We start from the raw sequence: 261 nt of genomic DNA on the forward strand, positions 1-261 counted from the left end.
TTGTGGCCACCAGAACCACTTTCCGAGCAGCGCGGCGATCGACGGGGTCATGAACGATCGGATGATCAGGGTGTCGAACAGCAGACCGAGGCCGATGGTCGTGCCCACCTGACCGATGACGGCCAATTCGCTGACCGCCATGGACATCATGGTGAACGCGAACACCAGGCCGGCGGCCGTCACGACCGAACCACTGCCGCCCATCGCTCGGATGATGCCGGTGTTGAGCCCGGCGTGTATCTCTTCTTTGAGTCGGGATAC

General features: G+C 62.1%; 1 protein-coding gene. It reads right to left on the minus strand.

The features are described from left to right. Positions 1 to 261, minus strand: a 261-nt coding sequence (locus ABQF30_RS29575; protein ID WP_448470636.1) for an MMPL family transporter, incomplete at both ends; no start/stop codon positions are given.

The organism is Mycolicibacterium sp. XJ870, from assembly GCF_053483975.1.